This is a genomic window from Kribbella antibiotica, assembly GCF_004349055.1.
Taxonomy (GTDB): domain Bacteria; phylum Actinomycetota; class Actinomycetes; order Propionibacteriales; family Kribbellaceae; genus Kribbella; species Kribbella antibiotica.
Window position 1 is genome coordinate 1 of the sequence record NZ_SMKX01000090.1, and the last position, 26111, is coordinate 26111.

The following is a 26111-nucleotide window of genomic DNA, read 5'->3' on the forward strand; positions in this document are numbered from 1 at the left end:
GGGATGCGGTGTGGGTCCAGTCCGATGACCAGGACGCTCGGCGTTGTCACGGTTCGACGATAGAGGGTGTTCAGCTCACGAGCAGGAGGGTGGCGAGGGTGGTCATCAGGAGGGCGATGGTGGCGTCCAGGAGTTGCCAGGCTCGGGGGCGGGTGAAGACGGGGGCGAGGTGCCGGGAGAGGAATCCGAGGGCGGAGAACCAGGTGATGCTGGCGGTGATCGAGCCCAGGCCGTAGAGCCAGCGGGCGTCGGGGCCGTGCTGGTTGGCGAGGGCGCCGAGCAGGACGACGGTGTCCAGGTAGACGTGTGGGTTGAGATAGGTGAAGGCCAGACAAGTCAGTACGACGGTACGTAGCGCGGCGGGGGTGTGGTCGGCGGCGGCCAAGGTGGTGGGGCGGAAGGCACGGCGTACGGCGAAGGCGGCGTACGCGAGGAGGAAGGCGGCGCCGCCGTACTTCGTGATGGACAGCGCGACGGGGTTGGCGGAGATCAGGACGCCGAGGCCGGCGATACCGCAGGCGATCAGTACGGCGTCCGACAGGCTGCAGACGAGGACCACCGGCAGAACGTGTTCGCGCCGGAGGCCTTGGCGCAGGACGAAGGCGTTCTGGGCTCCGATGGCGACGATCATGGCGAGGGTCGTCGCGAAGCCGGTAAGGGCGGTCATGGGTTCGACGGTAGGAAGATTCCGCGGGACAAACCAGCTAAAGATTCTGACGTGCCATTAGAATTCCTTCACTATGCAGATTGACTCCGCGCAGCTCGAGACGTTCGCCGCGGTGGTGGACGAGGGTAGTTTCGACGCCGCCGCGCAGCGGCTCCAGGTCACGCCGTCCGCGGTCAGCCAACGCATCAAGGCCTTGGAGAGCCGCCTCGGTCAGATCGTCGTGATGCGCGGGAAGCCGGCCCGGCCGACGGTGGCTGGTGAGGCCGTGCTGCGGTTGGCGCGGCAGGTCGCCCTGCTGGAGTACGAGGCGATCGCAGCGGTGCAAGGGACGGTTGATGCGCTCCGCTTACCGATCGCTGTCAACGCGGACTCGCTCAACCACTGGTTCCTGGCCGCGATGCTCGACCTGTCCGAGCAGTTCCCGGCGCGCTTCGTAATCCATCGTGAAGACGAGGAGTACTCCGCCGAGTTCCTCCGCAACGGGACTGTGCTCGCCGCGGTGACCGCGGATCCGCGGCCGGTCCAGGGGTGCCGGGTCGTGCCACTGGGCAAGATGCGGTACCTCCCCGTCGCCACACCCCGGTACGTCGACCGCTGGCTGACCGGCAGGCCGTTGCCAGAGGCAATCGGTGATGCTCCGCTGATCGTGTTCAACGAGAAGGACGTCCTGCAACACCGCTTGATCCGCAAGGTGACCAGGCGCAAACTCGATCCACCCAAGCATGCGGTTCCGGCGGCCGGCGCTTTTCGGGAGGCGGTGGAGATCGGCCTCGGCTGGGGGATGATCGAGGACCAGGTGGCCGACCCGGCGATCGCGGCCGGTCACCTGGTGAACATTGCCCCCGGCAAGTATCTCGACATACCGCTGTACTGGCAGCACTGGAAGCTGGAGTCCGAGGTGCTCGCCGCCCTCACCGCTGCGGTGCTGCGTGCTGCGGCGGCGAGCCTGAAGACTTGATCTAGGGCGTGTCTCTTGAGTCCCCGCCTACTGCGCTGCACCCGGCACGGCACCTCGCCGCACTGGAGGAAAGGCCACGATGGAAAAGCATCGAGGCCTTCCCTCCAGCACGCCGAGCTACCGCACCGGGCACATGCTCGCTACGGCGCGGACTCAAGAGACACGCCCTAACTCCAGCGCAGACCCATCGGGTTGTCCGGCGGCAGCAACGCCCCAGACATCAGTACGGCGCTCAACGGGTGCACGAGGTCGTGAAGCTCGGCGGTGAGTTCGTCGCCGAGTGCCCGCCAACCGGTCTCGGCCAACGCGTCGGTCATGTCCTCGACCTGCTGGCGAAGCGCTCGTCCGCTGTCGGTCAACGCGCCATCCGCCGAGAGCAACCCTCGCGAACGCAGGTCGTCCGAAGCGGCAGCCCACTCCTCCGCACTCCAGCGCCGGGCGACATCGAAGGTCTCCTTCGTCGGACCGCCGGCCGCCGAGGCGGTCACCAACGCCTGGCACGGGCTGAGCTCAGCCGCGACCAGCGCAGCCACATGCCCATCGCCACGGGATTCGCGCAGGATCGTGGTCGCCTGCCACAGCACCAGGTGTGGCTCATCCGGCCAGGGCAGCGCCGCATTGGCAGCCCCGAGGGCACGCCCCGCCACGGGAGCCACGTCCGCCGCCCGCCGAGCCACCTCAGCCGCACGCTCGAAAGGCGGATCGGAAGGAAACAGTCGCCGTACGGCGGTATCGACCGCGGCGAGCCGTGCTTCCAGCAACTGAGCCGGGGTGGCGCGCTCCCAAGCGTCCGGGATGGAGCGGGCGACCATCGCGGGGTGGAAGTTGTAGAAGAGCGCGGCGACCAGCTCCGGCGAGGCCGCACCCAGCGGCGCGGCCCGGCAACCGAAGTAGCTCATCCAGCCGCCCTTGAGACCCAGGGCGTCGGTCGCCTGCCGGGTCTCCGGGGCGAAGTACGTGATCGCGTGGAAGGGTTCGAGCGTCTTCCAGAGGCGGCGTGCTCGGCTGTCCGTCACACCAGCGGACGGTACATCACGTGCAGCCCGACGTACCCGAGTTTGGCGTGTTGGAAGGACTCCGGCACGGTCCCGATGATGCGGAAGCCGAGCGCCTGCCAGAGGTGCACAGCCGGCTCGTTCGTCTCCACCACCGCGTTGAACTGGATCGCGCGGAACCCCTCCTGCCCGGACCACGCGATCATGTCCTCGCAGAGCAGCCGGCCGACCCCGCGACCGCGAGCCTCCGGGCTGACCATGAAGCTCGCGCTGGACACGTGCGAGCCGGGGCCAGGACGGTTCGGGTACATGTTCGACGTACCGAGGACCGTGCCGTCGGCATCGACCGCGACGGTGACGCGGCTGCGCGGTGAGGTCACCATCCACATCGCCTCGGCCTGCTCGAAAGTCAGCGACGGATCGTAGGCGTACGTCTCCTGTGCGGTGACGATGTCGTGGAAGAACGGCCAGATAACCGGCCAGTCGGCGTTGGTCGCGACCCTGATCTGCGCTGTCATGATGCGAAAAGCATCACCTCCGCAGCCCAGCGTGCCAACCGATTTACGCCGGAGACCATAGGATTAGTGAGGATGACTAACTCACGAGTCCATGGGTTGCCGCGCTGGAGTCTGGCTGTGCCCCCGCTCGCCTTCGTCGTCCTCGTGCTCTCCTGGGGCCGGGATCTCGGTGCGATCCTGCTGATTTTGGTCTGCGCCGGTCTCGGTGCCGCAGTGATTGCCGCTGTCCACCATGCCGAGATCGTCGCCCACCGGGTTGGCGAACCCTTCGGCACCCTGATCCTCGCGCTCGCCGTCACGATCATCGAGGTCGCGCTGATCGTCACGCTGATGGCGTCCGGCGGCGACAAGGCTGCGTCACTGGCCCGTGACACCGTGTTCGCCGCCGTGATGATCACCTGCAACGGAATCCTCGGCATCGCGCTGGTGGTCGGCTCGCTCAAGCACCACGTTCAGGAGTTCCGTGTCCACGCATCGAGCGGTGCGCTCGCGGTGATGACCGCGCTCGTCACGCTCAGCCTGGTGCTGCCGACCTTCACAACCAGCGCCTCCGGCCCGCGGTTCAGCGGACCCCAACTGGCCTTCGCCGGTGTCGTCTCACTCGTCATGTACGGCGTCTTCGTCTTCGTGCAGACCGTCCGGCATCGTGACTACTTCCTCCCGGTCGAGCCGGCCTCGACCAACGCGGACGAGGAAGAGGAGCACCACGCGGCCGCGCCCAGCGGCAAGGTCGCGCTGTTCAGCCTCGGGCTGCTGTTCGTCTGCCTGGTCGCCGTTGTCGGTTTGGCCAAGACGGTCTCGCCGAAGCTGGAGTCCGCGGTCGAGTCCGCCGGCGCTCCGCTCGCGGTGGTCGGCGTCGTCATCGCGCTGCTCGTGCTGCTGCCGGAGACGGTTGCGGCCGTCCGTGCCGCACTCCGCAACCGCCTCCAGAACAGCATGAACCTGGCGCTCGGCTCAGCCCTGGCCAGCATCGGTCTCACCATCCCCGCGATCGGTATCGCGTCGATCTGGCTCGACGGCCCGCTCGTCCTCGGGCTCGGCGCCAAGGAGATCGTGCTGTTCGCACTGACCGTCGCAGTCAGCACGATCACCCTCGCCACCGGCAAAGCGACCCTGCTGCAGGGTGCCGTTCACCTGATGGTGTTCAGCGCCTTCCTGTTCCTAGCTGTAAGCCCCTGAGGTAGTCGGCCACTGCCTTCTGCTGGTTGTGCTCGGCCCAGCCCAACGCGTTCCCGTCGTACGACGGATCGCGCTGATCCGGGTCGGCGCCGAGCTCGACCAGCCGCTTGACCGTTTCCAGGTGACCGTTCAGCGCGGCCCGATGGATCGGCGCGGAGCCGGCCATGTGATTCACGTCGAACCCCAAGCGTTGTAAGGGTTCCAGCGCCTCGGTCCGCCCAGTTTCTGCAGCCCGCATCACGAGGTGTGGATTGCGCGCAACTGCTCGGGCAGCAAGCGCTGCGTCAACCTCCACGACCTCGCCCCGCCAGGCCGCCGCGTACACCTCATGGACTTCGTCCAGCGGCGCCGCCCCGTGAGCGCGCAGCAGCTCGGCGATCTCGGTATGACCTTGCACAGCGGCAAGCTCGTACGCACGGTGCCCACAGAAGGTCGGATGCTCCGTGCCGCGCCCTTCCGGGTCGATGCCTTGGGCCAGTACCAGCTCAACCCGATGCAGCAAACCGGCAGACGACGCAAACACAAGCTCGTCTTCGAGTAACTGCAAGGGCGTCGGGTGCGCCGAGGTCAACCGCTCATGCCACGGACCGCCATCACCCCGACCCAGTCCGAACTCCAGCAACAACTCCAGATGCACATCGTCGTACGGCGGCGGACAGCCCGGCCCGCAGTTGTACATGGTCTGGCTGTCGTTCGCATCCGCACTGGCTTCGAGCAGCAATCGAGCCAGCTGGACCCGGTTGGGATGCGGCGGCTGATCGCCTTCGCCCCGACCAAAGACGCCGGTCAACGCAGTGAATGGTGACGGAAGCCCCTGCCACAGATAGCCCGCGTTCGGATCCGCGCCGTTCTCCAACAGCAGCCGCGCGATCTCCACCTGATTCGGTGCGTCGAGACGGTTGTAGGTGAGGTAGAGCAACGGCTCCCACCGGTACGGTCCGCCCTCAACCCTTGCCTGGCTGAGATTCCGCCGTACGGCGTCGATGTCGCCGGCGACGACCATCGTGTAAATGTTGCTCTGAGCAACTTCAGGCAAGAAGGATTGGGCGGCGTGCTGCCGGGCCGGATCGTCTTGTCCGTAGTGCAGCGTTGCCAGCTTGAGGAACTCGTCGGCGCGCTGTTCGGGCGTGTCGAGCGGACCGCCGACCGACTCCCGATGCGGGGAGCGGCTGTAGCGGTCGACGAGCTCGATGTGGTGCACGATCCGCGGCCAGCTGGCGAATCCGTAGCTGCGGGCAGTCGCCAGCTGGGCCTCGGCCAACGTCGCATCCGGCTTGTCGCCGCGAAGCTCGGCCAGCAGACGTTTGGCCTGTTTGCGCAGGTGATCCAGGTTCGGGTCGTTCGGAAGATTGCGGGTCGGCATCAGCCGACCTCCTCTCTGCGAGCCTGCTGTCCGCGTTGACAGGCGAGAAAGGAGGTGAGCAACAACAACACCAACTCAAGCACTTCAGGTGGGCTGAGCCCTTCCCGCGGACCGGGTGCGCCCTGAGCGCCTAGCAAAAACAGTAGCGCATCAAGGCTTCTCCATCCACCACTCAGTGAATTCGTGCGCCCGGTCCTTGGTCAGCCGAATCACCCACAGGTTGCTGAACTCGCCCGGCGGCTCGGTCAGATACGTCGTCCACCCGCGCACGAACCCGACCCCGTCACCGAACCCGAGCACCTCGTACTCGAAGGCCGTCTCGCCCGGAGCATCCGCAACCTCCGCCCAGGCCGCCACGATCGCGTCCCGCCCGCGCACCGGTTCCTCGTCCGGCCGCCGGAACCAGGCCGCATCCTCGGTCCACAGCGCGGCGATATCAGCCGGGTCGTTCGACTCCCAGGCTTTGCGGTACTTCGTCACCCATCGATCCAGATCCTTCTCCCGCATACCCGGCATCGTCTCAAGCGATCCGCTTCCCGTTCAGTACGACGCTCGCCGGGGTCGCGAGGATTTCCGGGTGTTCGCGCGGATCCGCGGCATACGTGACCAGGTTCCCGTCTCCGCTCAGCCCGAGGTACTCCTGCGCTCCGGTGGAGGCCGCGACGAGCGCCTGGGTGACGGTCAGCCCGTGCTTCACCAGCAGGTCGACCTCGCCCGCGACCGAGCCGACGACATCCGAGCCGGCGAGCACGCGAACGCCGTACCGGTCGGTGAGCGCGAGCATGGCGGCGGTCTGTTCGGAGCGGGCGAGTCGGCGTGCACGTCGTTCCGGAGTCTCGTCCGGGGCCTCGCTGACTGAGGCGCACAGGGTCGGGGTCCAGGCGCCGCCGCGGGAGCCGAGAGTTTCGAGGTCCTGCTCGGTGAGCGCCATCCCGTGCTCGATCGAGTCGACGCCGACGCGGATCAGCTCACTGGCGATGTCGGTGTTGCAGTGCGCTGCGACCCGCGCGCCGCGGCTGTGGGCGAGCTCGACCATCGCCTGGATCACGTCGGTGTCGTAGGTCTGCGCCATCGCGCTGCCGCGGATCGGGCCGTCCGGACCCACCTCGGGGAAGTCGGCGACGAGCTTCAGCCAGGTCGCGCCGTCGGCGATCTCAGCCTCGACCGCAGCCAGCAATTCCTCGGGCGCGACCGGCTCGTACGCCGCGGGAAAGTAGCGCCCCGCCGGCGCCAGGAAGCGCCCGGCGGCCAGGACCAGCGGTCGGCTGTCGTCCTCGGTCGTGGCCAGCTTGAGCGTCACCGACCGGTTGCCGCCGACGTCGCGCACCGCGCTGACCCCAGCCGCAGCCAGCTCCTTGAGCCGCTCCTGCGCAAAATCGTCCCCGAACAACGCCGGCCAACCATCAGCGCCGCGCCCCAGCGTCAGGTGACAGTGCGAGTCAACCAACCCCGGTACGGCGAACTGTCCGGGAAGTGTCTGAGCATCACCCGAGCCGATGGTCAGCCGGGTGCGGTCGCCGGTCGGGAGGACGGTTCCTTCGAAGACCCAGGTCGTCATCTCCCCATCCTGCCCGGGGTGAGGGTGACTACGCTGACGGCTGTGACGGACGGTGCGACCACCAAAGGTGAGCAGACGCGTGAGCTGATCCTGTCGACTGCGCTGCGGTTGTTCCGCGAGCAGGGGTACGGCAAGACGACGATGCGGGCGATCGCGACCGAGGCGGGGGTCTCGGTCGGCAATGCGTACTACTACTTCGCCTCCAAAGACCATCTGATGCAGGCGTACTACGACCACCTGCAGGAGCAGCACCGGGATTCGGTGCAGACGGTCCTGGAAGGCGAGAAGTCGTTCGCGGCGCGGCTGAGCGGCGTACTGCGGGTGTGGTTGGACGTGTCGGCGCCGTACCACGAGTTCGCCGGGACGTTCTTCAAGACGGCTGCGGATCCGAAGAGTCCGCTGTCGCCGTTCAGCACGGAGTCGCAGCCGGCCCGGGAGGCGAGTGTCGAGATCTTCCAGCAGGTGGTCTCCGGCTCGGATCTCAAGTTGTCGGCGGACCTCGCGGCTGAGCTGCCCGAGCTGTTGTGGCTGTTCCAGATGGGGATCGTGCTGTTCTGGGTCCACGACGACAGCGCGGACCTGTGCCGTACCTACCTGTTGATCGATCGGTCGGTGCCGTTGATCGACAAGCTGCTGCGACTGACCCGGATCCCGGGCGTGCGCGGAGTGGTCAACGACATCGTCGGCCTGATCCGCGCCATCAAGCCTTAGCTACTCTCCAACCCGCCCGTCGATGCGCTCGCGCAGGAGATCGGCGTGGCCGTTGTGCCGCGCGTACTCCTCGATCATGTGGATGTAGAGGTAGCGAACGCTGTAGATCCCCTCGCGCCGCGGCCGCCGGAACGGGTCGTCCAGCGCATGGCGCGACACGATCCGGTCCGACTCCCGTACGGCGTCCTGATAGATCTGCAGGTCTTTGTCCGCCTGGGCCGGGTCGACGAGGTCGAAATCCCCGTCGGGGTGTTCATCGGTCCAATAGCGATCCGGGACCACCTCGCCGGTCAAGCAGGTCTTGAACCAGTACTGCTCGACTTCCGTGAGATGGCGCACTAGCCCGAGCAAAGACATGCTGGACGGCTCGGCGCTGCGTTGCACGAGCTGTTCCGCGCTCAGATCGGCCACTTTGAGCAGCAGCGTCTGCCGATGGAAGTCGAGGAATCCCTGCAGCAGGTCACGCTCGGAAGCGGCTGTGGGTGGGTCGGTTCGGGTCACGCGACACAATCTAGTCGGGCCGGAGACCCGTCGTGACGTACACTGATTGTGACGGCCCGCCCAGTTCTGCCTCGGGCCAGGAGCACTCTGTGACAGAGGTGCTCGCAGTCGACCCCCAAGCGCCGCGGCCCCTGAAGGCCGCGCCGGGCAGGACGACCCTCGATTTTTGGAGTACCTATGGCGGCCCGCCGCCCCTTTACGCAAGCCACAAACACGTCCACCTCCGCCCCCTCCTCCCGTCCGCGCCGGCGTAAGCCCGCGGCCGGGCAGAGCAACAGTGGTCGGGGCAACACCGGGCAGGGCAGCAGGAATGTTGCTCAGAGCAACGGACCGATCACTCCCACGGAGTACGACTCGGTCATCCCGCTCGAGGTTCCGGACGACCTGACCTTCGCCGCTCTCGGCGTTCCCGATGCACTGGCCGACGCTCTGGCGGCGACCGGTGTCACCAAGCCCTTCCCGATCCAGGCGGCGACGCTGCCGGATTCGCTGGCCGGCAAGGACGTTCTCGGCCGCGGCCGGACCGGCTCCGGCAAGACCTACGCCTTCGTGCTTCCGCTGCTGGCGCGTCTGTACCTGCGCGGCAACAAGCGGCAGCCGAAGTCCCCGCGGGCGCTGATCCTGGCGCCGACGCGGGAGCTGGCCACCCAGATCCAGGCCTCGATCCAGCCGCTGGCCGATGTGCTCGAGCTGCGCACGATGACGATCTTCGGCGGAGTCGGCCACGGCCCGCAGACGACCGGACTGCGCAAGGGTGTCGACATCGTCGTCGCCTGCCCCGGCCGCCTCGAAGACCACCTCAAGATGGGCAACGTGAAGCTCGACGCGGTGGAGATCACCGTGCTCGACGAGGCCGACCACATGGCCGACCTCGGCTTCCTGCCGGCCGTCCGCCGGATCCTCGAGGCGACACCGGCCAAGGCACAGCGGCTGCTGTTCTCGGCCACGCTGGACGCCGGCGTCGACGTACTGGTCAAGCGCTTCATGACCAACCCGATCACGCACAGCGTCGACTCGGCGCAGTCGCCGGTGTCGAAGATGACGCACCACGTGCTGCACGTGAAGGCCGACAGCCGGGTACCGGTTCTCGTCGACCTGACCGCTGCGCCGGGGCGCACGCTCGTCTTCACCCGCACCAAGTACGGCGCCAAGTCGCTCACCAAGAAGCTGATCGCGTCCGGTGTTCCGGCCGTTGAGCTGCACGGGAACCTGTCGCAGGGTGCGCGGACGCGCAACCTCGAGGCCTTCTCGGACGGTACGGCGAAGACGCTGGTCGCCACGGATATCGCGGCTCGCGGTATCCACGTCGACGACATCACGCTCGTCATCCACGCCGACCCGCCGGTCGAGCACAAGGCGTACCTGCACCGCTCCGGCCGCACGGCCCGTGCGGGCGCCGAGGGCACGGTCATCACGCTGATGACCGACGACCAGGTGCGCGACGTGCGCGACCTGACTCGCAAGGCGGGCATCGCCGCCAAGACCACGAAGCTGTCAGCGGGCGACCCGCTGCTGGCCGAGCTGGCCCCGGGCGAGCGCACGTTCGTTGAGCCCCCGGCCAAGGCGCCGGTCACGGTTGCCAGCACGACTCCCGGTCGTGGCCGAGGCCGCGGTCGCGGCAACGGGAACGGCAACGGCAATGGCCGCCCCCGCGCAGCCGCTGCCACCTCGGGTGGGAGCAGCGCTCCCCGCAACGCAGGCGGAGGCACCTCGGTGCGCGCCGCCGGCGGGGGCACGCAGACCCGCACGGTAGCCAAGTCCACCGCCCCCCGCGCTGGCGACAGCCCGTCCGCTGCCCGCGGTGGACGTCGTCGTCGCGGCCCGCGCAAGCAAGCTGCTTAGTAGCAACTGAGTCCACCCCACCTCATTCAGAGGTGGGGTGGACTTTTTGCTGTCTAAGTTGGAGTGGTGATGATTCGGACTGTGCTGGGGGAGTTGAGCCCGGCGGCGCTGGGGATTTGCGACTCGCATGATCACCTGTTCTTCCGGTCGGCGTTGTTGGCCGGCCAGGAGCTGGATGATGCGGCGGCTGCGTTGGCTGAGGTTGAAGAGTTTGCGGCGGCTGGTGGTCAGGCGATCGTGCAGTGGACACCGCATGGCTTGGGTCGGCGGGTCGAGGAACTGCCTGGGATCTCAACCCAGACTGGGGTTTCGCTGATTGCGGCGACCGGGTTGCACCGGGCTGAGCACTATCCCGAAGGGTTCGTCGCGAAGGTGCGGCCGCGGCTCGCCGAGATCTTCCGCGACGAGCTGATCGTTGGCATCGGCAACAGTTCGGTGCGGGCCGGGCTGATCAAGGTGGCCGGCGGATTCCACCGGCTCGACGAGCACGCCCGGTACGTGCTGGAAGCGGCGGCGGAGGCTCACCGGGGGACCGGGGCCCCGATCGCGATTCATCACGAGCTCGGTTCGGCGGCTGACGCCGTACTGGATTTGCTGGTCGACAGGCTCGCCGTACCGGCGTCGAGTGTGGTCCTTGGGCACCTCAATCGCTTTCCGGATTCGCGGGCCCATCTGGATCTGGCGCGCCGGGGAGCGTGGCTGGCGTTCGACGGGCCGTCGCGGGCCAACAACGCGACCGATCCGCACCTGCTCAGTTGTCTCGCCGCGCTCATCGACGCCGGGTACGGCGACCGGCTGCTGCTCGGCGGGGACACGACCACCGCGAAAGCGCGAGGCGCGACTGGCGAGGGTCCGGGAATGTCGTTCCTGCTGACCACGCTCCGGCCGCGGATCACCAAGGAGTTCGGCGCCGACATGGCCGACGCGATCTTCCGGAGAAACCCGGCGCGGGCGTTCGCCTGGTAGTACGGTTCGGCCATGAGTGTCGTAGCGCAGGTGTTCGTAGTGGTGGCCGGGGTCTTCCATATTGCGGTGTTCGCACTGGAGAGCCTGCTGTTCCGCAAGCCGAGCACGTACAAGCGGTTCCTAGTCAAAGACGACACCGAGGCGGCGGTTGCAAAGCCGTGGGCGTTCAACCAGGGCTTCTACAACCTCTTCCTGGCGGCCGGTGCGCTCGGCGGGCTGATCGCGGGTGGCGACAAGGGCCACGCGATCGCGCTCTTCAGCTGCGCCTGCATGGCCGGCGCGGGGATCGTCCTGATCGCCTCCGACCGCCGGATGGTCCAGGCCGCGGCCAGCCAGGCGCTGCCCCCGATCCTCGCCCTGGTGCTTGCCGCCACCCTCTAGGGGTGTCGCTTGGTTCCTCGCCTACTGCGCTGCACTCGGCACGGCACCTCGCCGCACTGGAGGAAAGGCCACGATGAACCACATCGAGGCCTCCCCTCCAGCACGCCGAGCTACCGCACCGAGCACATGCTCGCTACGGCGACGAACCAAGCGACACCCCAACTGACTTCAAGCTCCGGTTGACTTCAAGTGCACTTTAAGTCAGAGGCTGTTCGGCATGACCACAACTGCCGAACCGCCGCTGACGACTCCCGGTGTGCTGTCCCCGCAATACCGGGCGCTGACGATCGGCATGGTCGCGCTGATCACCCTCGTCGCCTTCGAGAACCTGGCCGTCACGACCGCGATGCCCACCGTCGCCCAGGCTCTCGACGGCCTCTACCTCTATGCCCTCGCCTTCGGCGGCCCACTGGCCTCCGGCGTGGTCGGCATGGTGATCTCCGGCACCTGGAGTGATCTCCGCGGCCCGACCCGGCCGCTCTGGCACGGCACCGCCTGGTTCCTCGGCGGCCTGGTGATCGCCGGAGTAGCCCCCAGCATGGAGGTCCTGGTCGTCGGCCGGATCATCCAGGGTGTCGGCTCCGGCCTGGTGACAGTTGCCCTGTACGTCGTGGTCGGTCAGCTCTACCCGGCGATCCTCCGCCCGAAGATCTTCGCCGCGTTCGCCACTGGCTGGGTGGTTCCGTCGCTCGTCGGGCCAGCGATCGCCGGGTTGATCGTTGAACACACGAGCTGGCGGATCGTTTTCCTCGCCGTACCGGTGCTGGCGATCCCCGCAGTCTTCGTGATGCGACCGGGCCTGGCCCGCGGCGACCGGTACGACGTTCGCTCCGGGCGGCTGTGGGATCGACAGGCACTGTGGGCAGTCGCGGCCGCGGTCGGTGTCGGCGTACTGAACTTCGGCGGCCAAGAGCACGGCTTGCTGCAGCTCGCGCTGCTCGCGGTCGGACTGGCTGCGATCGTGATCTTTGCGCCGAAGCTGCTGCCGCGTGGCACCTTCGCCCTTGGCCGGGGACTGCCGTCGGTCGTCGCGTTGCGTGGGTTGGTCGCGGCGGCCGGATTCGGGGCGGAGGTCTTCCTGCCGCTCATGCTGACCCGTGAGCGCGGCTTGTCGCCGGCGATCGCCGGGCTGGTGCTGACGGTCAGCGCTCTGAGCTGGACACTCGCGTCGTGGTGGCGCGGTCGGCCGAACCACCGGTTCAGCCCGGCGGCGGCTCTCCAGGTGGGCATGGTCGCCGTCGTGCTGGGGATCGGGATCGCGGTCCTCACGCTCGATCCGGAGGTACCGGTCCTGGTCGGCATCCTCGGGTGGAGCCTGACCGGCTTCGGGATGGGGACGGTGTTCCCGACGTTGTCGGTGCTGGTCCTCGAGTACTCCGAGCGGGCCGAGCAGGGCGTGAACAGTTCGGCCGCGCAACTCAGCGACTCGTTGGCCACGGCAACGGTCCTGGCCGTCGGCGGATCGTTGTTCGCGGCGATCGAGCCGCACTCCCCGGTGACTGCTTACCTGGTCGCCTTCGGAGTTCCCGCCGTACTGGCTCTGCTGGGCGTCCAAGCGGCCCGGCGGACTACTCCTTCGAGCCGCTGACCGCGATACTCGCGCCGAGACCGATGATCATCACGCCACCGGTCCCGCCGACGAGCTCGAGCCGGCGCGGCGACCGGGCGAACCACTCCCGCGCCGTACCGGCGACGACGGCCCAAAGGCTGTCGGACAGCAGAGCGATCGTGACGAAGATCAGGCCGAGCACCAGGACCTGCGCCCAGGCCGGGTCGCCGGCCCCCTGATCGACGAACTGCGGCAGGACGGCGGCGAAGAACACCGCGGTCTTCGCGTTGGTCACCCCGACCACGAACCCCTGCCGGACGGTTCGCCGGCTGTTCGAAGGCATCGCCGTACCGGCCATCGCCTCGGCCAGCGACTTCCGGCTGCGGAACGCATGCACGCCGAGATAGATCAGGTACGTCGCCCCGGCCAGCTTCACGACGGTCAGGGCCATCGCGCTCGCCGCGATCAGGGTCCCGAGGCCGAGCGCGATCAGCACCAGCATCACCGAGGCGCCCAGCGTGTTCCCCAGCAGCGTCAGCACGGCCTCCCGCCGACCGACCGCCAGCGCACGGCCGACGATGAACAGCACGCTGGGACCGGGAACGATGATCATCACGAGCGCGGTCACGGCAAACGCCACAAGGTGATGAGCGGAAGGCATGGGCACAGGCTAGATCGTTGCTTCCTTCAGTGTGCGAAGTATTCGAACCGACACCGGCTGGGCGCGGTCAACTGAGCTGATTCTCACCCCTGGACCGTGATTCGTTGACCCCTCAACGGAGAGCGGGCTACGGTTCGGGGGACAACCTGCGATGCCCGAGGGAAGCCGGTGCGAATCCGGCGCGGCCGCGCCACTGTGATCGGGCCCCAGGCTCGTGAGTCAGGATGCTCGGGCACCAGCAGCCTTTCGATGGGGACGCGCACTTCCCCAGGAGGTTCAGATGGCAGCTCCTGCCCAGTCGGTGACCGTACCGGCGATCTCGTCCCGCTTACTTCTTCTCTCCGGGCTCAGCGTCGCCCTGTTGCTGCTGCTCGCCTATCTGGTCGGCTTCGACCAGGGCGCGGTGTCGCAGTCGGGGATGTACCTGCACGAGCTGATGCACGATGGTCGGCACCTTCTCGGCGTGCCCTGCCACTGACTGATGCGCACCTTCGGGCAACTCTTGGTGCGCGGACTGATCGTCGGACTCTTCGCCGGCCTGCTGGCCGGAACCTTCGCTTATGTGATGGGCGAGCCGCGGGTTGACGCCGCGATCGCGATCGAAGAGGCCAACGCAGGCGCGCACACCCATGATCACGGCGACGAGCACGCCGCCTCCTCCTCAGAGGAAGAAGCGCCCCTGGTCAGCCGTAGCGGCCAGAAGGCGGGCTTGTTCCTGGCCACCGGCCTGTCCGGTGTCGCCCTCGGCGGCATCTTCGCGGTCGGTTTCACGCTGCTCCGGCGCAAGCTCCGGACCGGCAACGACGCGTACGCCGCCCTCGGCCTGGCCGCCGCCGGTTTCATTGGCATCGTCCTGGTCCCGTTCCTCAAGTACCCGCCGAACCCACCGGCCGTCGGTGATCCCGAGACGATCACCCGCCGTACGGTGACCTATCTGCTGACGATCGTGATCGGCCTGCTCGCGGTCTGCGCCGGCGTGGCGCTGTCCCGCTGGGCCGCCCGGTACGGCGATGTGGCCCGCCTCGCCGGTGGGGTCGTCGGACTCGTGGTGACCGTGGTCGCGGCGTACCTGATCCTGCCGCGGATCAACGAGGTTCCTGACACGTTCCCCGCTACGCTTCTCTGGCAGTTCCGGTTCGCCTCGCTCGGTACGCAGGCGACGCTGTGGCTCCTGCTCGGTTTCGGGTACGCCGCCACGGTGGCCCGCCGGCCATCCGAACAGAAGGTAAATGCTTGAGCTCGTTGACGCTGGTCGCCCACGCACTCACCCCCGCGCTGCGCGGCCTCGTTCTCGGTGGTGCACCCGACCCGGATCCGGCCAGCCTCTCGGCGGCACGCGAGCTGAAGCTCGAGGCCGACGTTGCCTACGCAGGACCCGAGCCGGCCGCGCTGGCGACCGCTGAGGCCCTCGGTCTCACCCCAGTCGTCGAGTCGGCCCTCCGGGACCGCGACTACGGCGACTGGGCCGGCCAAGGCCTCGAGGAGCTGCTGGCCGCCGACCCCACCCCCGTGGCCGCCTGGTTGGAGCGACCGCACACGGCGACACCCGGTGGTGAGACGGAGAACGACGTCATCACCCGCGTCGCGGACTGGCTAGGGGACATCGCGGCCGGGGACGACAAGAGCAGGTTCGTGGCGGTTGTCCATCCTGCTGTCGTCCGGGCAGTCGTGCTCTATGTGCTCGACGCTCCGGCGGAGTCGTTGCGGCATGTGGACGTCCGGCCCTTGGCAACGGTCAAGCTGTCCCACCACACTGGCAGCTGGTCCCTGGCCTTCGGCTGATTGGTGTGGCGGATGACTGAGCTCGCCTCGCGGTATCGCGAGAACCACGCGCGCCTGCTCGCCGCCCAGCAACGCCTCCAGCACGCCGTCGACACCGGTACGGCGACCGCTCACGACCGCAAACGGCTCGAGACGGTCGCCGAACTGCTCACCCCGCGCAAAGGCACGGATGTCGATGCCCATGGCAACGTCATCGCGGTCGAGCACCCACGCCAGTTCCTCTCGGTCGACGTTTCGGGCCAAGGCCGGGCGGTTGAGGTCATCGGCGATCTCCAGCAGGCCCAGAATGTCGCCGTACTGGTTCCTGGGATGGGCAACAGCCTGGAGACCTTCCGTGGTCAGTCGGACCGGGCCGACCTGATCCGTGCGGAGGCCGGCCCGGGGACAGCGACCATCGCCTGGCTCGACTACGACTCGCCGCAGGGCTTCGTCGAGGCCGCGAGCAAACAGGCCGCCCTCGACGGCGGCCCGCGCCTCGCCGCCTTCATGACCGAACTCGACGACCTCACCGACGCCACCACCACCCTCGTCGGCCACTCCTACGGCACCGACGTCGTCGGCCAAGCCCTCCTGAACGGCGCCCGCGCCGACCGCGTCGTCCTGACCGGCTCACCCGGTATCACCAAGTACGTCAACGAAGCCGCCGACTTCGTCCCGGCCCCCACCCGCCTGTACGTCGAACGCGCGCCCGGCGACTATGTCTCGTACTCCGAATGGCACGGTCCTGACCCGGCCACCTTCCCGGACGCGATCCGGATGGCGACGAACAGCGATGAAGCAGTCTCGGTGCACTGGCACAACGAGTACTACCGCGTGAACAGCGAGGCCCTCCGCAACATCGGCCGCGTAGTCCGCGGCGACCTGGCCGCCATCACCACCACCGAAACCACCCGCGGCCAAGAAACGAAACTCGCCTGGGGCACGGTCCTCAACAAAGCCGCCGGCGTAGCCCACAAGGTCTACGACGGCCTGGCGCCCCCAACCGCCCGCCGCCCGGTCCCTGTCACCCCCTCGCACCCAGCCGCCCGCGCCGGAAACACCCGACCCCGTCAACCGGAGGGACCACGCCGATGACCACCCCGCGCGACACCCTCCGCGACGAACTCCTCGCCGTGGCAGCGGCCGCCGTACCGGATCAGCAGGCGGTCGTCACCCACGACCCCGGCCCGATCAACCCCGGCGTCCTCTTCGACGGCCGGGGCGAAGCCACCCTCACCCGCATCACCGTAGAAACCGGCAACCCAACTGCCCCCGACCCAGCCGCCGCGGTGATGGCAGCAGCCGAAGCCTTCCGCGCCCGCGGCTGGACCGCCGCCGTAGAACCCCCCGATGACGGACACCACCGAGCCACCGCCACCCGTGACGGCCTAGACGTAGCCATCCACGCCTGGACCACCGACTGGCGCCTAACCCTCACCGGCGAAGCCCCGCTCGAATAGGTGATGCGGACTTGCATCACCCACTAACTCGCTTCCGAGCTGTCCGGGCAGGGCGCGCTGAGCGTGAACTTCGCCAGCCGTGCGGAGTTGGTGGGTGATGGCGGTCCGCTATCAGCGGAACCACCGCTTAGAACGCAATCACCCTTCGATGAGCTCGTGACGGATCCGGCGGATCAGATCCACTGCTCGATCACCGGTGTGGGCGAGGTCAGACATCCGCTCGAACGCGTCGCGGTAGGCGGCGGTCTGCTCCGGGTCGGTGATGTCGACGTTGGCTGTCTCGAGGCCGATCTCCACCAGGTCGGGTAGTCCTTCGTCGCGCTCGGCGAGCACGCTCCACGCGTGATACGAGAACGCGCCGAACGGTGTACTGAACGGAACGATCCCGATGTCCGCAGTGCCGTCGGCAAGGAACAGCAGGAGCCGATCGAGCTGTGACACCAGCGTCCGGGTGGTCTCGATCGGCCAGCGGAGTGCTGCTTCGCCGATGAGGAACCGAAGCGTCGTACCCGAGTCGAACAAGAGTGACTGCCGTGCCATCCGCGCAGCGACGGCAGCCTGCAATTCAGGTCCGTCCGGGTAGACACACCGGAAGATCTCGCGGGCATAGTCAGGTGTCTGCAGCAGGCCTTGAACCAACCGCGGATGCCAATCGAGATGCAGCCGCCCGGTCGCTTCGACGGCTGCTATGTCTTGCTGAAGGCGAGCAACTCCGCCGCTGACCTGGCCATGCCAAGGCGCCGGGTAAACATCGGTGGCGATGAGTTCTGCAAGCGCTGTGATCTCAGCCGTGCGCTCTGGGTCGAGTCTGCAGACGGCCGCCCAGGATGCAGCCAGGTCTGGCGAAACGGCTGCTTGCCCCAACTCGATCCGCGAAAGCGTCGACTGCGAGAGGCTCAAGGTCTCGGCGAGATTCACACCGGACAGACCTGCCAGCTTCCGGGCGCCACGAAGAAGTCCACCAAGCTTCACCCGGCGGACCGCGCTCTCACTTCCGTACGGCGGAGGAATTACCGCTGACCGTCCTTCAACTCGTCAATGAACTGCAGTAGAGGCTTGGAGTGTGCCATCGCCAGATCGCGGTAGCCCTGACAGCTCGCCAGTACGGCGGGATCGTCGTCCAGCTCCCAGCCGAGTTTGACACCGCTCGCTATGTCGTAGCGGTACCAGACCACGGTGTCGTCGAACAACGCGAACTCGGACGGGATCTCGGCCAGCGAAGGATGACTGTCACGAAGAGCGATCCGCACGCCCTGTCCGGTCGCCAGGTTATCCGCTCGGTACGCCGCAAATTCGTAGCGGAGGTAGTCGTTCAGCGGCAGGTCAATGACGTGCAGCAATGTGTTCGTACAACCGGCCGCAATCTGATCTGCCACCTCTTGCCACTGCGAGTCGGCCGACGGACTGACCTTCCCGGTCTCGTGCCACTCCGCGATGCGATCCGCCTCGTCCGGCCAGTCGTACGACTGGAGCAGCTCGATCCTAAAGATCGATCGCCGCGCTCCGTCGTACAACTCGATCAAGTTCTTTCTGTCGAGCCGAGTGATCAACGGCTCGCCCGAATCGCATCGGCCGCTTCAAGGAGCGTCGCCACCGGCAGGCGCCCGAGCAGCTCACCAGCCGGAATCTCCGCAGGCGCAATCCGCTGAAGCCCGTCGGGCACCTCGTAGAGCTGCACGAGCACACCACCACCCTGTGAGTCGTCGAACCAGACTCGTGCGCAGCCGTCTTTACCAGTTGAGTCGGCAGCATCCTCGTGAGCGATCAGACGCAGCGTCATGGAGTCCTCCACAGAGTTGAGCGATCGAGCCACCATTCACCCACCCGCCGTGGGTAAGTATCAATGACCCAAGTCAACCCATCGCTCTGGGTAGTTCTGGGCAAGATGGCAATCGCCAGGCTCGAGCGGGAGGGGTATCTCAATGAAGGCGCCGGAAGTTGTGCTTGCAGAGGTGCGTCGGCTCCTCGACGAGCGCCGGTCGTCCGAAGAGTGCGTGCGGACGATTCGGCAGCTCCTCGATCCACCAGTCGAGCGGCAGCCCGTCGAGCTCACCGAACGAGGCTGGCCCGTCCTACGAGCATCGGCTGTCCGCCGGCCGCCGGCCGCCGGTCGATGAACTGCGATGGTGCGATCTGACGGCAGGCCAGCGCGTCCACCATTTCGACTACGGCGCCGGCACCGCCGAAAGCTCAGGACCCGACTGGATCTACATCACCTGGGACAACCCGAACGAACACCTCAACCACCACACCGCGGCGATCGTCCGCTACCTCACGCGCGAAACTCACGCCGTACCGACGAACTTGTAGTTCAGCTTGATGACTGAAGGATCTGCTCGATCGCAGGCTGGAGAGTTTTGAGCAGCTCGTTGCCGATGGCAAGAGCGTCTTCCATGTCGGCGGCGCCGACTGTTTCGGCACGGTACTCCGCACCGTGACGGACGTAGCGGAGCTCAGCTGCGTCGATGACGACCCTGCTGGCTCCGAAGTTGGAGGCGATGGCGGCTGCAGCATTGAAGGTGATCACGTGAGCAGACTGGCCTTTTGGCCGCAGGCCGGTGGCCATCACGAGGGCCAGGCTGATCTTGCGGCAGGCGTCGTACGCCAACTGGAAGGCACCCTCGGGGTCGCCGTCCTCAGCGCCTGCTGCCGCGGTGCGCAGGTGATTGCCGGCCTGACGCAGGAGATTGCTGGTCACCGACTCGTCGACCGGGACTCGTTCAACCGCTCCTTCGCTGATCAGGCTGGCGATGGTTGCGCGGGCTGCGGCGTTCACTGTTCGACTCCGGTGTTGTCAATGACTGTCAGGTAAGGGTTGCTCTGGACGGTTTGGATGAAGCCTGTTGTTCGCCCGACCCATTCCTCGGAGGTAACTGCTGTGAGCTGGACGGGGACGCCGAGTTGCTCCTCGAGTTGTGCGTTGACTCGGCGCAGCGCACGGGGTTGAGGCTCGCCGACCACAATCACGTCGACGTCGTTCGGGGGCGGGCCGGGCTCCCCGTGGTAGCGCCGAGCCCAGGAGCCGATGATGACGGCGAGCTTGATACCGGAGATCTCAGACAACGCCTGCGGCACGACGACGGCGGGACCGTAGGCCCGGCCGAGGATTTGCACCAACGGCTCGAAGTAGGGGCTGCTCGTGTTGGCTGCGACCAAGCGGGTGTTGCCGGCGCGGCGTTCGCGCAGCAGTCCACCCTCGACCAAGCGGTTGACCTCGCGAAGGGTATTGGATTGGACGACTCCGGCGATCGGCGCAAGCGTCGCGATGGCCTGCTCACGGTCAGGCACCAGCAGTAGCCAGGCCAGAATCCTTGCCTGCGCCTCAGAGCGAAAGATCGGCATCAGCGCCGACGGAACGGCATTCACATATCGAATAGTACTATGCGGCAACTAGATAGTCGCGTGCTCCGGGTAGTCATCTGGTTGCAGCGCGTTCGGCGGCGCTGCGGAGGACGCAGAACTCGTTGCCTTCGGGGTCGTGCATGACTACCCAGCCGGTGCCGTTGGGGTTTCGGCGGTCGTTGGCGATGGTGGCGCCGAGGGTGAGGAGCCACTCGACCTCTTCGTCGCGCGAGCCGTCTGGTTCCAGGTCGAGGTGTAGGCGGTTCTTGCCGGCCTTCACGTCGTTGTTCTGCTCGAAGAGCAGGGTCATCGTGTCAGTCACTACTGATGCTGCCGGGTCACCTGGCTCGTCGTCGGCGGGCCGCGGTGCTCGCAGCACCTGCAGCCAGAAGCCGGCCAGTTCGTAGGGGTCGTGGGTATCGAAGGTCACCGTGCGGACGCGTGAGGTCATGGCCCCGAGGCTACTGACGCCTGGGGGCCATGACCATCGAGAAAACGACCTACCTGTTGTGCTTGCGGGCCGACAGCCGGCTGACGGCTGTCACCAGTGCGTCGACCTCGTCGTGGGTGTTGTAGAACGCGAACGACGGCCGCACGGTCGCTTCCAGGCCGAAACGGCGCAGGATCGGTTGTGCGCAGTGGTGGCCGGACCGAACCGCGATCCCGTCCTCGTTGAGCGCCGTACCGACCTCGACGGGTTCGTAGCCGTCCAGGACGAACGACACCACGCTGGCTTTCTCGGCCGCCGTACCGACGAGCCGGAGTCCGGGGATCGCCCGGAGGCACTCGGTGGCGTGCTCCACCAGGCTGTGTTCGTACGCCGCGATGTTCGGCAGACCGATGCGCTGCACGTACTCCAGCGCAGCGCCCAGCCCGACTGCGTCGGCGATGTTCCCGGTGCCGGCCTCGAACCGCCCGGGCGGCGGCTGGAAGACGGACCGTTCGAGGGTGACGTCGGCGATCATGTTGCCGCCGCCCTCCCACGGCGGCATGTCCGCCAGGACCTCCTTGCGCCCGTACAGGACGCCGATCCCGGTCGGTCCGAAGATCTTGTGACCGGAGAAGACCAGGAAATCCGCGCCCAGCAAGGACACGTCGATCGGCACGTGTGGCACCGATTGCGCCGCGTCGATCATCACGGTCGCCCCGGCCCGGTGGCCGAGTTCGATGATCTGCTCGATCGGGACCACGGTTCCGAGTGCGTTGGAGACATGGGTGACCGAGACCAGCTTGGTACGGCTGGAGAGCAGTTTGGTGTACTCCGCCAGCAGTACCTGGCCGTCCTCGTCGACCGGGATGACCTTCAGTACGGCGCCGGTCTGCTCACACAGCATCTGCCACGGCACGATGTTGGCGTGGTGCTCGAGGTGCGAGATGACGATCTCGTCGCCCGCACTGATATTCGCCGGACCCCAGGCCTTGGCGACCAGGTTGATCGCCTCGGTGGTGCCGCGCACGAACACGATCTCCTCGGCCGAACCCGCACCGATGAACTTCGCCACGGTGTTCCGTGCGTGCTCGTAGGCGTCGGTCGCCCGCGCCGCGAGCTCATGGGCAGCACGGTGGATGTTGGAGTTCTCGTGCGAGTAGAAATGCATCAGCCGGTCGAGGACCGCTTGCGGCTTCTGGGTTGTCGCCGCGTTGTCCAACCAGATCAGCGGGCGCCCGTTGACCAATTCGGCCAGGATCGGAAAGTCCCGTCGTACGGCGTGCACGTCGAAGGCCGGGTGCGGATCCAGCGGCAATTGGGGTACTGCGGGGTGCTCGGCATCGAGGAAGTAGAACGGCCCGCTGTCCACTGCCGGTGCAGCGGGCGGCAGCAACGTCGGAACCTCGAAGCGTCCGAAGCTCGGAGCCGCAGGTGTCGATGGGAGCTGCCTCCCGGACAGGAAGTAGAACGCGCCGGCGTCCGGAGCGCTAGGAGCACTCGGCGCCGCCGGTACCTCGGGCGAAGCCACAGCCGGTACGGCGGTCGCCGCGGAGGCGGCAATCGCCAGGCCGGCCAGCTCGGACAGATCCGGCCCGGCCGGCAGTTCCGCCTGCACCGGCAACTCCGGACTGTAGGTGAGCCCGGCCGCTGTGGTCCCGTACGAAGCCGGAGCTGTTGCCGAGGGCAAGCTTCCCTGTGGGCTCGGCCCAGCGATCGGCGCCGGCGGCGGGACGTCTGCTGCCGGGAAGTCGCCGTTGTGAGGCGCACCGGCGCCTGGGATGGCGGCGAAGAACTCACCGGCCATCCGGCTCAGGGTCGCTTCGTCGGGCAGCCAGTCCGGCGCCTGACCGTTAGCGGTAGACGGGGGCGTAGTCATGGAACTTCTCCACCTCGACGTCGTCCAGCACGGCCAGCGCATCATCGGTCAGTACTGCGAGCGAGCAGTACAAGGAGATCAGGTACGACGCGATCGCGCTGCGGTCGATCTGCATGAACCGCACCGACAACCCCATCCCCTGCTCACCGGACAGGCCGGGCTGGAACAGACCGATCACGCCCTGCCGGCTCTCGCCCGTGCGGAGCAGCAGGAACTTCGTCTTGCCGTTCTCCACCGGGACCTTGTCCGAGGGGATGATCGGCAGACCGCGCCAGGTCAGGAACTGCGACCCGAACATGCTGACCGTTGCCGGCGGCACGCCACGCCGGGTGCATTCGCGGCCGAAGGCGGCCACGCCCTCGGGGTGCGTGAGGAAGAAGGCCGGCTGCTTCCAGACCTTGGTGATGAGGCGGTCCAGGTCGTCCGGGGTCGGCGGGCCGCCCAGGGTGGAGATGCGCTGTGATTCCGCGGCGCTGTTCACGAGCCCGTACTGCGGGCTGTTGATCAGCTCGTTCTCCTGGTGCTCCTTGACCGCTTCGATGGTCAGCCGCAACTGCTGGGCAACCTGGTCGTGCGGGCTCGAGTACAGGTCCGACACCCGGGTGTGGACGTCCAGGATGGTCTGGACCGCCTTGAGCCGGTACTCCTTCGGCTCCCGCTCGTAGTCGACGAACGTCTGCGCCAGCGGCGACTCGTCGAGGTTGTCGCACTGGATCTTCACCGACTCGGGGTGAACGACCTGGTTCACCCGGTAGATGCCGGCCTCGACCGGGACCCAGGACATCAGATGCACCAGCCACCGCGGCGTGATGCTCGCCATCTGCGGCGCGGTTTTGGTCTTGTTGGCCAGGTTCTGGGCGGCCGCGTCACTGACCGAGGTCGACTGCGACGATGGATTGTTCGCGAGGGTCGTCATAGGCACGAATCCTGGCAGCGCGCGCGGGTGTCCACTAATGCGGATTTTCGAGGCTGTCAACAGCAACGGCTATATGATTCGTGGATGATCGACCTTGGCCGGTTGCGCGTCTTGGTGGCGGTTGCCCGCGAAGGTTCGGTCACGGCGGCGGCCGAGGCCTTACATTACGCCCAGCCTTCGGTCAGCCATCAACTGGCAAAACTTGAGGCTGAAGCCGGCGTGCCGTTGCTGCAGCGGATGGGGCGCGGGATCCGGCTCACCGACGCCGGCCGGTTGCTGGTGGACCGGGCCGAGTCGATCCTGGCCCAGGTGGAGTCGGCGCAGGCCGAGCTCGACGAGCTGTCCGAGCTGAAGACCGGCCGGGTCCGGCTGGCCGCCTTCCCCTCGGCCCTGGCGACGCTCGTGCCGCGGGCGGCGGCGCTGATCACCGAGCAGCATCCCGGGATCGAGCTGACGCTGGTCGAGGCCGAGCCGCCGGCCGCGCTGAGCGCTCTGCGGAACAACGACGTCGACGTGGCGCTGATCTTCGAGCACGGCGACCCGCCCCAGGCCGATCGCCGCGACATCACGATGACCTTGCTGCTCGACGAGCCGCTGTACATCGTCACTGCAGCCAACCGGTCCTGGGCCGGACCGCGCGCGGAGCTGGCAACCTACGGCGACGCCCGCTGGATCGCGGGATGCGAGCGCTGCCGGGAGCACCTGGTGGGTGCCTGCGACGACGCCGGCTTCAAGCCGAGCGTGGATTTCGAGACCGAGGACTATGTTGCTGTGCAGGCTCTCGTCGCGGCCGGGCTGGGTGTCAGCTTGATGCCCGGCCTCACTCTGGTTGCGAATCGGCACCCGGAGGTCAGACTCGACCGCGTCCCCGGGCTGGCCCGGCAGGTCATCACCGCCGTGCACGGCAAACCGCCCGCCTCCCGGCCGGCGCAGGTGCTCCTCGACGCCCTCAACGCCACAATCGCTAAGCCAGCTTGGCCTTCCTGAACATCAACCGGTCTTCCGGATACTCGACCTCCCGGTACGGCGTGAAGCCGGCGGCGACTGCGAACTCGGTCAGCTGCTCGGGCAGCCAGCGGTGGACATAGACGTCCATCGGCAGGTCGCCGTACCCGGAGGTCTTGTGGGTTGAGTCTTCGCCGACATGGAAACCCATCAGCAGGACGCCGTCCGGTGCGAGCACGCGATAGAACTCCGCAAACGCCACCGGTACGACGTTGCGCGGCAGATGGATGATCGACCACCAGGTGACCACGCCGCCGAAGGACTCGTCGGGGAACTCGAGAGCCGTCATCGAGCCGACGCGGAAGTCGAGTTCGGGGTGGTCGCGCCGGGCCACCTCGATCATCCCGGGGGACAGGTCTAGCCCGACCACGGGTCCACGCTCCGACAGCAAGCCCGTCGTACGGCCGGGTCCGCAGCCGACATCCAGGATCGGGCGATCATCAGCGAGTGCCGTGACCAGGTCGAATCCTTCGATCTCCCACTCGGGACCGTCCACCACGCGCTCGGCGTACGAGACGGCAACCGTGTCGTATGACGTGCTGATCCTCGCAAGTGCGTCTGTCATGGCGCGACCCTAGAAGGCCGCGCCGACAGAAACTGATTTACGCCTTGCCGAGGGTCTGCTTCTGCTTGCCGAGACCCGCGATCTCCAGCTCCATCACGTCACCGGGGGACAGGTACGGGAAGCGGCCGGACAGCGCCACGCCTTCCGGTGTACCGGTGTTCACGATGTCGCCGGGGCTCAGGACCATGTACTGCGAGAGGTCGCGGATCAGCGTGGCGACCGAGAAGATCAGGTCCCGGGTGTTCGAGTCCTGGCGGGGCTCGCCGTTCACGAAGGACTTGAGGTCGAGGTTGGTGGAATCGACCTCGTCGGCCGGGACCAGCGCCGGGCCGAGCGGGTTGAACGTCTCACAGCATTTGCCCTTGGACCACTGGCCGCCCGACTCCTCGATCTGGAAGGCACGCTCGGAGACGTCGTTCGAGACGGTGTATCCGGCGACACAGGCGAGCGCTTCCTCGTCAGTCTCGACGTACCGGGCTTCCTTGCCGATGACGACGGCCAGCTCGACCTCCCAGTCGGTCTTGACCGAACCGCGCGGGACCAGGACCTCGTCGTACGGGCCGACGACGGTGTTCGGGTGCTTGAAGAACACGATCGGCTGCTTCGGCGGCGCGGATCCGGACTCGGCCGCGTGGGCGGCGTAGTTCATGCCGATGCAGACGACGGCGCCGGGACGGGCGATCGGGGCGCCGACCCGCAGACCGTCAGCGGAGGCTGCGGTCAGCGCACCGGCCTCCAGCGCGGCGCGGGTGCGGGCGATGCCGTCACTCGCCAGGAAGGCGCCGTCGATGTCGGCGGTCAGCGGGCTCAGGTCGTAGACGGTGCCGTCGGTGGCGCGCACGTACGGGCGCTCCTCGCCGACCGCGCCGAGGCGCAGCAGTTCCACAGATATCTCCCTGGATGATCA

The 26111-nt window shown here is 67.3% G+C and carries 32 protein-coding genes and 1 riboswitch; of the genes, 14 read left to right on the forward strand and 18 right to left on the reverse strand.

Annotation, left to right across the window (positions count from 1 at the left end; all coding sequences use genetic code 11):
- Positions 1–70: 70 nt before the first annotated feature.
- Positions 71–667, reverse strand: coding sequence for a LysE/ArgO family amino acid transporter (locus tag E1263_RS26395; RefSeq protein WP_132172029.1), 597 nt, complete (start codon positions 665–667; stop codon positions 71–73).
- Positions 668–740: 73 nt separating this feature from the next.
- On the opposite strand from E1263_RS26395, the gene E1263_RS26400 reads away from it, so the two are divergent.
- Positions 741–1625 carry a LysR family transcriptional regulator ArgP gene (locus E1263_RS26400; protein ID WP_132172031.1) on the forward strand — a complete coding sequence of 295 codons (885 nt, stop codon included), beginning with the start codon at positions 741–743 and terminating at the stop codon, positions 1623–1625.
- A 167-nt stretch (positions 1626–1792) separates the two neighbouring features.
- On the opposite strand, the gene E1263_RS26405 is transcribed toward E1263_RS26400, so the two are convergent.
- Positions 1793–2641, reverse strand: a complete 849-nt coding sequence (locus E1263_RS26405) for an SCO6745 family protein (RefSeq protein WP_132172033.1) — start codon at positions 2639–2641, stop codon at positions 1793–1795.
- Positions 2638–3138 (reverse strand): GNAT family N-acetyltransferase, encoded by a 501-nt coding sequence (locus E1263_RS26410; RefSeq protein WP_132172035.1) that lies wholly within the window; start codon positions 3136–3138, stop codon positions 2638–2640. Before E1263_RS26410 ends, E1263_RS26405 begins: the two co-directional genes overlap by 4 nt.
- 72 nt (positions 3139–3210) lie before the next feature.
- Here E1263_RS26410 and E1263_RS26415 point away from each other — a divergent pair, with 72 nt between their 5' ends.
- The gene (locus tag E1263_RS26415) at positions 3211–4317 is read left to right on the forward strand and encodes a calcium:cation antiporter (protein ID WP_132172037.1); all 1107 of its coding nucleotides are present in this window, start codon (positions 3211–3213) and stop codon (positions 4315–4317) included.
- Here E1263_RS26415 and E1263_RS26420 read toward each other — a convergent pair.
- From E1263_RS26420 to E1263_RS26430, 3 genes are all read right to left on the reverse strand, one after another.
- Positions 4283–5680 carry an ankyrin repeat domain-containing protein gene (locus tag E1263_RS26420; RefSeq protein WP_132172039.1) on the reverse strand — a complete coding sequence of 466 codons (1398 nt, stop codon included), beginning with the start codon at positions 5678–5680 and terminating at the stop codon, positions 4283–4285. The two genes, E1263_RS26415 and E1263_RS26420, sit on opposite strands and share 35 nt — an antisense overlap.
- 150 nt (positions 5681–5830) lie before the next feature.
- Entirely contained in the window at positions 5831–6187 is a 357-nt protein-coding gene (locus E1263_RS26425) for a YybH family protein (protein WP_132172041.1), read from the reverse strand.
- A 13-nt stretch (positions 6188–6200) separates the two neighbouring features.
- Positions 6201–7238, reverse strand: coding sequence for an amidohydrolase family protein (locus tag E1263_RS26430; RefSeq protein WP_132172043.1), 1038 nt, complete (start codon positions 7236–7238; stop codon positions 6201–6203).
- Positions 7239–7280: 42 nt separating this feature from the next.
- Between E1263_RS26430 and E1263_RS26435 the strand changes: the two genes are divergently transcribed.
- Positions 7281–7949, forward strand: a complete 669-nt coding sequence (locus E1263_RS26435) for a TetR family transcriptional regulator (RefSeq protein WP_132172045.1) — start codon at positions 7281–7283, stop codon at positions 7947–7949.
- On the opposite strand, the gene E1263_RS26440 is transcribed toward E1263_RS26435, so the two are convergent.
- Positions 7950–8450: a DinB family protein gene (locus E1263_RS26440; protein ID WP_238161560.1), complete on the reverse strand. Its 501-nt coding sequence runs from the start codon at positions 8448–8450 to the stop codon at positions 7950–7952. It lies immediately after the preceding gene.
- Positions 8451–8627: 177 nt separating this feature from the next.
- Here E1263_RS26440 and E1263_RS26445 point away from each other — a divergent pair, with 177 nt between their 5' ends.
- From E1263_RS26445 to E1263_RS26460, 4 genes are all read left to right on the forward strand, one after another.
- Entirely contained in the window at positions 8628–10292 is a 1665-nt protein-coding gene (locus E1263_RS26445; RefSeq protein WP_238161562.1) for a DEAD/DEAH box helicase, read from the forward strand.
- Positions 10293–10361: 69 nt separating this feature from the next.
- Positions 10362–11258, forward strand: coding sequence for a phosphotriesterase family protein (locus E1263_RS26450; RefSeq protein ID WP_132172049.1), 897 nt, complete (start codon positions 10362–10364; stop codon positions 11256–11258).
- Between the two features lie 12 nt (positions 11259–11270).
- Positions 11271–11639 (forward strand): DUF1304 domain-containing protein, encoded by a 369-nt coding sequence (locus E1263_RS26455; protein ID WP_132172051.1) that lies wholly within the window; start codon positions 11271–11273, stop codon positions 11637–11639.
- Between the two features lie 217 nt (positions 11640–11856).
- Positions 11857–13227 (forward strand): MFS transporter, encoded by a 1371-nt coding sequence (locus E1263_RS26460; RefSeq protein ID WP_132172053.1) that lies wholly within the window; start codon positions 11857–11859, stop codon positions 13225–13227.
- Here E1263_RS26460 and E1263_RS26465 read toward each other — a convergent pair.
- Positions 13208–13849, reverse strand: coding sequence for a LysE family translocator (locus E1263_RS26465; protein WP_132172055.1), 642 nt, complete (start codon positions 13847–13849; stop codon positions 13208–13210). The two genes, E1263_RS26460 and E1263_RS26465, sit on opposite strands and share 20 nt — an antisense overlap.
- 160 nt (positions 13850–14009) lie before the next feature.
- Positions 14010–14077: riboswitch (cobalamin riboswitch) on the forward strand.
- A 52-nt stretch (positions 14078–14129) separates the two neighbouring features.
- Here E1263_RS26465 and E1263_RS26470 point away from each other — a divergent pair.
- From E1263_RS26470 to E1263_RS26490, 5 genes are read left to right on the forward strand one after another with little or no spacing between them, the layout of a single operon-like run.
- On the forward strand, positions 14130–14327 hold the full coding sequence (locus tag E1263_RS26470; RefSeq protein WP_132172057.1) for a CbtB domain-containing protein: 198 nt from the start codon (positions 14130–14132) through the stop codon (positions 14325–14327).
- A 3-nt stretch (positions 14328–14330) separates the two neighbouring features.
- Entirely contained in the window at positions 14331–15086 is a 756-nt protein-coding gene (locus tag E1263_RS26475) for a CbtA family protein (protein WP_132172059.1), read from the forward strand.
- Positions 15083–15631, forward strand: a complete 549-nt coding sequence (locus tag E1263_RS26480; protein WP_132172061.1) for a histidine phosphatase family protein — start codon at positions 15083–15085, stop codon at positions 15629–15631. The genes E1263_RS26475 and E1263_RS26480 overlap by 4 nt, the downstream gene beginning before the upstream one ends.
- 12 nt (positions 15632–15643) lie before the next feature.
- Positions 15644–16705: an alpha/beta hydrolase gene (locus E1263_RS26485; RefSeq protein ID WP_132172063.1), complete on the forward strand. Its 1062-nt coding sequence runs from the start codon at positions 15644–15646 to the stop codon at positions 16703–16705.
- Positions 16702–17070: a hypothetical protein gene (locus tag E1263_RS26490; protein ID WP_132172065.1), complete on the forward strand. Its 369-nt coding sequence runs from the start codon at positions 16702–16704 to the stop codon at positions 17068–17070. The genes E1263_RS26485 and E1263_RS26490 overlap by 4 nt, the downstream gene beginning before the upstream one ends.
- A gap of 138 nt (positions 17071–17208) precedes the next feature.
- On the opposite strand, the gene E1263_RS26495 is transcribed toward E1263_RS26490, so the two are convergent.
- Genes E1263_RS26495 through E1263_RS26505 form a run of 3 tightly spaced genes read right to left on the reverse strand, consistent with a single transcriptional unit; the run spans position 17209 to position 18850 of the window.
- Entirely contained in the window at positions 17209–18042 is an 834-nt protein-coding gene (locus E1263_RS26495; RefSeq protein WP_165956752.1) for a helix-turn-helix domain-containing protein, read from the reverse strand.
- A 38-nt stretch (positions 18043–18080) separates the two neighbouring features.
- Positions 18081–18593, reverse strand: a complete 513-nt coding sequence (locus tag E1263_RS26500; RefSeq protein WP_132172069.1) for a DUF6879 family protein — start codon at positions 18591–18593, stop codon at positions 18081–18083.
- Positions 18594–18616: 23 nt separating this feature from the next.
- Positions 18617–18850 carry a hypothetical protein gene (locus tag E1263_RS26505; RefSeq protein ID WP_132172071.1) on the reverse strand — a complete coding sequence of 78 codons (234 nt, stop codon included), beginning with the start codon at positions 18848–18850 and terminating at the stop codon, positions 18617–18619.
- A gap of 158 nt (positions 18851–19008) precedes the next feature.
- Between E1263_RS26505 and E1263_RS26510 the strand changes: the two genes are divergently transcribed.
- Positions 19009–19380 (forward strand): hypothetical protein, encoded by a 372-nt coding sequence (locus E1263_RS26510; protein WP_132172073.1) that lies wholly within the window; start codon positions 19009–19011, stop codon positions 19378–19380.
- A gap of 1 nt (position 19381) precedes the next feature.
- Here the strand turns inward: E1263_RS26510 and E1263_RS26515 are convergent, their stop codons facing one another.
- Genes E1263_RS26515 through E1263_RS26535 form a run of 5 tightly spaced genes read right to left on the reverse strand, consistent with a single transcriptional unit; the run spans position 19382 to position 23634 of the window.
- Positions 19382–19846 (reverse strand): hypothetical protein, encoded by a 465-nt coding sequence (locus E1263_RS26515; RefSeq protein ID WP_132172075.1) that lies wholly within the window; start codon positions 19844–19846, stop codon positions 19382–19384.
- Positions 19843–20436 carry a helix-turn-helix domain-containing protein gene (locus E1263_RS26520; RefSeq protein WP_132172077.1) on the reverse strand — a complete coding sequence of 198 codons (594 nt, stop codon included), beginning with the start codon at positions 20434–20436 and terminating at the stop codon, positions 19843–19845. Before E1263_RS26520 ends, E1263_RS26515 begins: the two co-directional genes overlap by 4 nt.
- A 49-nt stretch (positions 20437–20485) precedes the next feature.
- Positions 20486–20863: a VOC family protein gene (locus E1263_RS26525; protein WP_132172079.1), complete on the reverse strand. Its 378-nt coding sequence runs from the start codon at positions 20861–20863 to the stop codon at positions 20486–20488.
- 49 nt (positions 20864–20912) lie between these two features.
- Positions 20913–22718, reverse strand: a complete 1806-nt coding sequence (locus tag E1263_RS26530; protein ID WP_132172081.1) for a family 2A encapsulin nanocompartment cargo protein cysteine desulfurase — start codon at positions 22716–22718, stop codon at positions 20913–20915.
- The gene (locus E1263_RS26535; RefSeq protein ID WP_132172083.1) at positions 22693–23634 is read right to left on the reverse strand and encodes a family 2A encapsulin nanocompartment shell protein; all 942 of its coding nucleotides are present in this window, start codon (positions 23632–23634) and stop codon (positions 22693–22695) included. The genes E1263_RS26530 and E1263_RS26535 overlap by 26 nt, the downstream gene beginning before the upstream one ends.
- Positions 23635–23718: 84 nt before the next feature.
- Here E1263_RS26535 and E1263_RS26540 point away from each other — a divergent pair, with 84 nt between their 5' ends.
- Positions 23719–24621, forward strand: coding sequence for a LysR family transcriptional regulator (locus E1263_RS26540; RefSeq protein WP_132172085.1), 903 nt, complete (start codon positions 23719–23721; stop codon positions 24619–24621).
- Here E1263_RS26540 and E1263_RS26545 read toward each other — a convergent pair.
- Entirely contained in the window at positions 24599–25204 is a 606-nt protein-coding gene (locus E1263_RS26545; RefSeq protein WP_132172087.1) for a class I SAM-dependent methyltransferase, read from the reverse strand. The genes E1263_RS26540 and E1263_RS26545 overlap by 23 nt on opposite strands.
- A gap of 37 nt (positions 25205–25241) precedes the next feature.
- Positions 25242–26090 (reverse strand): fumarylacetoacetate hydrolase family protein, encoded by an 849-nt coding sequence (locus E1263_RS26550; RefSeq protein WP_132172089.1) that lies wholly within the window; start codon positions 26088–26090, stop codon positions 25242–25244.
- Between the last annotated feature and the right edge of the window lie 21 nt (positions 26091–26111).